The following is a 6458-nucleotide window of genomic DNA, read 5'->3' as shown; positions in this document are numbered from 1 at the left end:
GTGGTCGTGGCGGTGGCCCGCGCGACCAGCCTGGGAAATCTGCCGGACAACGGTGACCGCTCGGCCGCCGCGGCCATCTACGACGCGCTCACCGCCTCCCTCCGTACGACGGCCTGGTGGGTCCTCGCGACCGGACTCGCCCTGGCCGCACTCGCCTGGCTCATGGGCCGCCGCCGACGAGCGCCGCCGGTTCCGCCAGGACGGACGCCAGTACCGGTGGGCGCGGGGACTCCTGACCTGCCGTGACCGGATTCGGAGCGGTGTGGCCGCCGCTCGCTGGGACTTTCCGGGCTTTACTGAATCTTTATACCGATCACCCTCACCCAAATGTCTCTTTTGCCCCATTTGGGGCAGCATGGGGTTATGAGCCAGAACACGACACAGAGGCCCCCCACTACGGGCATGGGCACAGGCACTGGAATGGGCACGGGCGCGGGGACCGGCACCGGATACGGCGCGGGAACCGGCGCTCATACGGAAAGAAGGGCCGCCTACGCCGTCGGCGGTAGTTTCTTCGCCGGTGTGTTGATGGTGGTCATGGGAGCGACAGCCATTCTTCAAGGCGCAGCCGCAGTCAGAAGGGACCGGATCCTCCACAGCGTGACCGGCTACGCCTACGGGTTCAACCTCAGTTCATGGGGCTGGCTGCACATAGCCCTCGGAATCCTGGTCGCCCTCGTGGGACTGGCGATTCTGATGCGTATCCGGCCGGCGCGGTACGCCGGTATAGCGGTCGCCGCGCTGATCCTCGTCTCGCAGTTCATGTATCTGCCGTACCAGCCCGTCTGGGCGGTCGTGGGCATGGCCCTGGCCGCGTGGGTGATCTGGGCGCTGGCCACGGACCGCGGACCGTTCGGCGCGCCGCCGTCGGGAGCGGGCGCGGGCGGAACCGGTACCGGTGCCCACACCGGTACAGGAGCCGGGACCGGAACCGGAAGCGGCAACCGGTTCTAGACTCGGCAGCCGGATCCGGACAGGGCGTCAACAACCCACTCTCGAACCCCGCGAACTCAGCGTGCGTACGTGTCCGTACGTACGCTGAGGCGTGATGTCGTGCGTGCGAGAGCGAGCGAGAGGCCGGGCCCATGGACACCGCGGACACCGCGGACACCGCGGACACCGCGGACACCGCGGACAGCAGAACCGCCGTACGCGACCCGCTCCAGGACCGGCCTCCGCCCACCGCGCGTCCCGCCCATGAACGGCTGCTGATCTGGGCAACGGGCCTGTCCCTCGCCGCCGTCACCACGCTCGTCGGCTGCCGCGTGATCGGCGTCGACGGTGTCACTCCCGTCCCGCAGCTCCTCGCGTTTCTGCCCTGGTCGCTCGTGCCCATCGGGGTGGCCGCGGTGTTCGCCGTTCTGCTCCGCTGGCGCGGCGGGCTGGTCTGGGCGCTGGTGGTGCTGGCCGTGGCGGGACGGTACGTACTGCCGTACGGGCCACAGGCCGCCACCGCCACCTCCACCGCCACGGGAACGGGAGCGGAACGCCCGGTCGTCGCGCATCTTGAAGTGCTCACCTCCAACGTCGAGTTCGGGCAGGCGACGCTCGGGCTGATCGAGACGGTCCGCCGCGAGCAGCCGGACGTGGTCTTCGTCCAGGAGTGCGAGTACGTCTGCGCCCAGCTCCTCAACGCGCGTATTCCGCGCGCCGACTATCCGTACCGCCATGTCGTCAAGGCCGGTCAGGCCGAGGGCTCGGCGATCCTGTCCGTCCTCCCGCTCACCGATACGGACGGCATCGCGGGCACGCTCTCCATGCCCGGTTCGGAGGCCGTCGCCGGAGGCCGTACGGTCCGGCTCCAGCTCGTCCATCCGCTGCCGCCCGTCCCGGGCGGTGTCGACGCGTGGCGCCGGGAGCTGGACCGTATCCGTACGTACGCCACCGCGCACCGGGACGCTCCGCTCATCCTGGCGGGCGACTTCAACGCCACCCGGGACCACGCCGCCTTCCGGGCCGTCCTCGACGGCGGCGAGCTGCGGGACAGCGCCGCCCTGGCGGGCGCGGGCCGTACGCCGTCCTGGCCCTCCGCCGTTCCCAGGCCGCTGGGCGCGCAGATCGACCATGTACTGATCAGCGAGGACTTCTCCGTACGGCGGGCCCGCTTCCTCGATCTGGCGGACACGGACCATCGGGCGCTGCTCGTCGGAGTCGATCTGCACGCGCCCGCGCGACGGTGACCGCGAAGGTGCGAGAGGCCGGATACGGCGGGAGGATCGGAATATGAACGCCGGCGGCAGAAACGGCAAGAAGGACAAGAACGACAAGATCCTCGACACCATCGGCTCCCTCGTCGCCGAGGAGCGCTCCCTGCGCGACCGCTCGGCGCGGGACCTCGGGCTCGGCGGCGAGGAACAGGAGCGGCTGCGCGCCGTCGAGGTACAGCTCGACCAGTGCTGGGACCTGCTGCGCCAGCGCCGCGCGAAATCGGAGTTCGGCGAGAATCCGGACGAGGCGGCGGTCCGTCCGCCGAGCGAGGTCGAGGGATACCAGGGCTGACCGGCCGCACCCGTGACCGCCTCCGCCCCCATACCCCCGACCGTCTCTCCTCCGCCGCGCCCACATGCGATTCCAGCTCACCGATCGGGCACTTTGAGCGTCAGCCAGACCCGCTTGCCCGGCCCTTGCCTGGGCGCCACTCCCCAGTCGTCGGCCAGCGCGGCGACCAGCGCGAGCCCGCGCCCGCACTCGTCGTCCAGGCCCGGATCGCGTGGCCTGGGCAGCAGATCCCCGGCGTCCTCGACCTCCACCCTCAGCAGCCCGTCCCCGCGACGCAGGGTGACGGCGATCTCCCGGCCGGGCGGGCTGCCATGGCGCAGCGCATTGGTGACGAGTTCCGACAAAAGGAGGGCGGCGGTCTCGCCCGGCTCCTCCGGCAGGTCGAAGTGCGCGTGCAGAGCCTCGCGTGCGCGGCCCACACTGCGCGGGTGGCTGGGAAGGCGGAACGTCAGGTGCTGGTCGCGCCGGTTGCGATGGTCGTACTGGTCGAGCTGCTCACCGTCGAGGTTCATGGGAAGGACTTTCCCTGAAGTACGGATTTTACTTTCCGTGCAACGGTGATGACCCAAAGGAGTCGGGCCGGAAAGTTGGACGAACCCCACAACGGCCTTGGGAGCAACGGGCGTTACGGGAACGGGCCCCCAGAAATTCATCTGCGGTCCACGAACCTCCCGCAGCGCGGAGCCGACCGGCCCCAACCCCAACCCCCGCGCCGCTCAGTGCCCGTGCAGCCGGTCCAGATCCCGGCGCTCGCGCTTCGTCGGCCGGCCGGTCCCACGGTCACGCAGGGCCACGGGCACCGTCAACTCACGCGGCGGAGGCGGCGGGCTGTTGTCCACGTAGCACTCCACCGCCACCGGTGCGCCCACCCGCTTCCGTACGGTCCGTGACACCACCACGATCCGCTCGCGTCCCGCGTGCCGCAGCCGGATCTCGTCGCCCGCCTTGACGGAGTACGCGGGCTTGACCCGCTCGCCGTTGACCCGTACATGGCCCGCCCGGCAGGCGGCAGCCGCCTGTGAGCGCGTCTTGGTGAGCCGTACGGACCAGATCCAGCTGTCGACCCGTACGGTCCCGCCGGTCCCGCCGGCCGTCCCCTCGCCCGGTACCTCAGAAGCCACAGAAGCCATACATCGAGAGTAGGCGCCAAACCGCCGCAGGTCCTGCGCCTTTCGATCGCACGCACCAGATGCCGTGAGCCCTGCCCCGCGGGCGGACGACCCGCGGGCGAAGGCAGTGAGCGCCGGACACGGCAAGCGGGGTGACGCCGGTCCGAGACGGCGCCACCCCGCGACTTGCCGGATGGGTTCAGAGGACGTACGGCTCAGCGGCCGTACGGGCGGGCGGGCGGGTGGCGGTCGGACGCCGGGGTCCGGTCGGACGCCGATGTCGCCGGGGTCCGGTCAGACGCCGATGTCGCCGCCGTCCTTGCGCCAGACGACCACGACCGACGGGCGGACGATCTTGCCCGGTCCGTCCGGCCACGCGCTCGCGGGCTTCTCGACGGTCGCGCCGTCGATCTCGCCCGGGTGCTGCACGGCCACCAGGACACGGCGGTCCTGGACGATCGGGCCACAGGTCTCGGCACCGTTCGGCATGGTCAGGAACTGCTTCAGCTCACCGCGCCGCTCGCCCTGCGTCGCGACACCGAAGAGACCGTCGTGCGTGCCGAGCGCGTTGCCGTCCGTCGAGATCCACAGATTGCCGTGCGCGTCGAAGGCGACGTTGTCCGGGCAGGAGATGGGGCTGACCTTCTCCTTCGGGAAGCCGGCGAAGTAGGTGGCCGGGTCCTTCGGGTCGCCCGCGACCAGGAAGAGCCGCCAGGCGAAGCCGTCGCCCGCCGGGTCGTCCCAGTTCTCCGCCAGCTCCAGGATGTGGCCGTGCTTGTTGGCGTTACGCGGGTTGGCCTCGTCGGCGCCCGCCTTGCCGGCCTTGCCGCGGTCGGTGTTGTTCGTCAGCGCGACATAGACACGGCCGGTGCGCGGCGACGGCTCGACGTCCTCGGGACGGTCCATCTTGGTGGCGCCGACCTTGTCACCCGCGAGGCGCGTGAAGATGTACACCTCGTCGGCGGTCATGCCCGGGACGTGCGAGACATCGCCGGTGGCCAGCGGGATCCACACGCCGGAACCGTCGAACTCGCCGTCGTTCGGGAGCTTGCCCGTGCCGTCGATCTCGCCCGCCGGGCTGTCGCCGGTCAGCTTGGCGACATACAGCGTGCCCTCGTCCAGCAGCGTCAGATTGTGCTGGTGGGCGGCGCGGCTGTCGCCCTTCTTCATCTGCTTCGACGAGACGAACTTGTACAGGTAGTCGAAGCGCTCGTCGTCGCCCATGTAGACGACCGGACGGCCGTCGGCGGTCAGACGCGGCTGCGCGGCCTCGTGCTTGAAGCGGCCGAGGGCGGTGCGCTTCTTGGGCGTGGAGTCCGGGTCGTACGGGTCCAGCTCGACCACCCAGCCGTGGCGGTGGGCCTCGTTGGGCTCCTGCTTGAGGTCGAAGCGCTTGTCGAACAGCTCCCACTTGCGCTCGGTGGCGCCGGTGGCGATGCCGTACCGCAGATCGGTGGGGCTGGAGCCATTGGCGAAGTACTGGTTGAAGTTCTCCTCGCCGTGGAGCGTGGTGCCCCAGGGAGTGGTGCCGCCGGCGCAGTTGTTGAGCGTGCCGAGGACCTTGCTGCCCGTACGGTCGGCCGAGGTGCGCAGGAGCTCGCTGCCCGCGGCCGGGCCGGTGAGCTGGAACTCGCTGGTGACGGTGAGACGGCGGTTCAGCTCGTGGCGCGTGACGGCGGTGAGCTTGCCGCTCTTGCGGTCCTCCTCGACCACGACGACGGAGATGCCGTGGGCGGCCCACGCGATCTCGACCTGCTCGCGGGTCGGCGCGGCGGCGCTGTAGCCCTTGAACATCAGGATCTCGTCGGTGTACTCGTGGTTGGCCACGAGGACCTGACGGCCGCGCTCGCCCTTCAGCGGCAGCAGGCTGAGGAAGTCGTTGTTGTAACCGAACTGGCCGGCCTGCGCCTTGGCGGTCTGCCTGTCCGGGTCGAAGGCCGGCGCACCGCGCAGGATCGGGTCGCCCCAGCGGATGAGCACGCTCTGGCTGTGTCCTGCGGGAATCGTCACCTGGTCGGCGACATTGGGCGCGACGGGAGTGAAGCGGAGGCCGCGTGCGCCGTCCGGGGCGGGCGTGTGGCCGTGGCCCTTGCCGCCGCCGCTCAGCGGCGTCGCGGAGGCGACGGAATCACCGGGACCACCGACGACGACCGCGGTGCCCGCGGCGGCGGCGACGGTCACGACGGCGGCGGCGCGCACCATCGAACGTCTTGACAGGGCACCGGCGATGATGTCGCCGGCGTACTCGTTGTCACTCTTGTTGGGGACCTCGTGGAAACACGCGTCGCCGCAGCGGTAACGGCAGGTCAGAGCGGAACGTCCGCCCGGGTGTGAGTTCAGCAACGGCAGCAGTTTGCGCACTTTCGCCTCCGGTGGGTGTGGTGATTCGGCGCGCCCCGCGCCGACATGGCCGACAGGCTGTCGGGATGTCTCGGCCGTGACGGTAGGTGGAACGGCCAGCATGGCGGCGGCGGCACGGTGAACGAAACATGAACGCGGGACGGCCGGGTGGTCGGGAGAGAGTAATGGCGCGCCGGGTGCGGGTGGGGTGCCGGTGGGATACGGGAGGCCTGTACCGTCCTCGCCCATACGTGGGGCCCGTGCGGCCCGCGAAGGCTGCCCCGGCCGTGGATCTTCGAGGTGGCCGCTAACCTTACGTATCCGCCCTGGCCAGGGATGCGCCTTTGTCCCCGGTGGCGGACACCGCACCCAACTGATCTGAAAGGCCTCGCCCATGGGCATTCGGAGCTTGCTGCGCAAGGTGTTCGGACGCGACCGTGCGGAGGAGCGTAACGAGTCGGCGGCCTCGGTGCCGTCGCAGACCGCCGGTACGGAGCCGACGGAAGCGGG

The 6458-nt window shown here is 70.4% G+C and carries 6 protein-coding genes and 1 pseudogene; 4 read left to right on the top strand and 3 right to left on the bottom strand.

The genetic code is table 11. The features are described from left to right. From GA0115259_RS40720 to GA0115259_RS30835, 4 genes and pseudogenes are all read left to right on the top strand, one after another. A pseudogene (locus GA0115259_RS40720) lies at window positions 1-246 on the top strand (hypothetical protein); the annotation flags it as partial. Window positions 247-402: 156 nt separating this feature from the next. Next, window positions 403-954, top strand: coding sequence for a DUF7144 family membrane protein (locus GA0115259_RS30845; protein ID WP_176732711.1), 552 nt, complete (start codon window positions 403-405; stop codon window positions 952-954). Between the two features lie 131 nt (window positions 955-1085). Continuing rightward, entirely contained in the window at window positions 1086-2180 is a 1095-nt protein-coding gene (locus GA0115259_RS30840; RefSeq protein ID WP_093603100.1) for an endonuclease/exonuclease/phosphatase family protein, read from the top strand. 43 nt (window positions 2181-2223) lie between these two features. Beyond that, a complete protein-coding gene (locus GA0115259_RS30835; protein ID WP_093603098.1) occupies window positions 2224-2499 on the top strand; it encodes a DUF2630 family protein in 276 nt (91 codons plus the stop codon). A 77-nt stretch (window positions 2500-2576) separates the two neighbouring features. On the opposite strand, the gene GA0115259_RS30830 is transcribed toward GA0115259_RS30835, so the two are convergent. The 3 genes from GA0115259_RS30830 to GA0115259_RS30820 all read right to left on the bottom strand — a co-directional run bounded on the left by GA0115259_RS30830 (window position 2577) and on the right by GA0115259_RS30820 (window position 5969). After that, complete coding sequence (locus GA0115259_RS30830; protein ID WP_093603096.1) at window positions 2577-3011, bottom strand: ATP-binding protein; 435 nt, start codon at window positions 3009-3011, stop codon at window positions 2577-2579. 204 nt (window positions 3012-3215) lie between these two features. After that, entirely contained in the window at window positions 3216-3629 is a 414-nt protein-coding gene (locus GA0115259_RS30825) for an RNA-binding S4 domain-containing protein (RefSeq protein WP_093603094.1), read from the bottom strand. 273 nt (window positions 3630-3902) lie between these two features. Beyond that, window positions 3903-5969: a PhoX family protein gene (locus tag GA0115259_RS30820; RefSeq protein ID WP_093603092.1), complete on the bottom strand. Its 2067-nt coding sequence runs from the start codon at window positions 5967-5969 to the stop codon at window positions 3903-3905. Between the last annotated feature and the right edge of the window lie 489 nt (window positions 5970-6458).

Origin of the sequence: Streptomyces sp. MnatMP-M17 (assembly GCF_900091995.1) — a bacterium.
Lineage (GTDB): Bacteria > Actinomycetota > Actinomycetes > Streptomycetales > Streptomycetaceae > Streptomyces.
The sequence above is the reverse complement of the archived record's forward strand: the minus strand, read 5'-3'. Positions and strand labels throughout refer to the sequence as shown.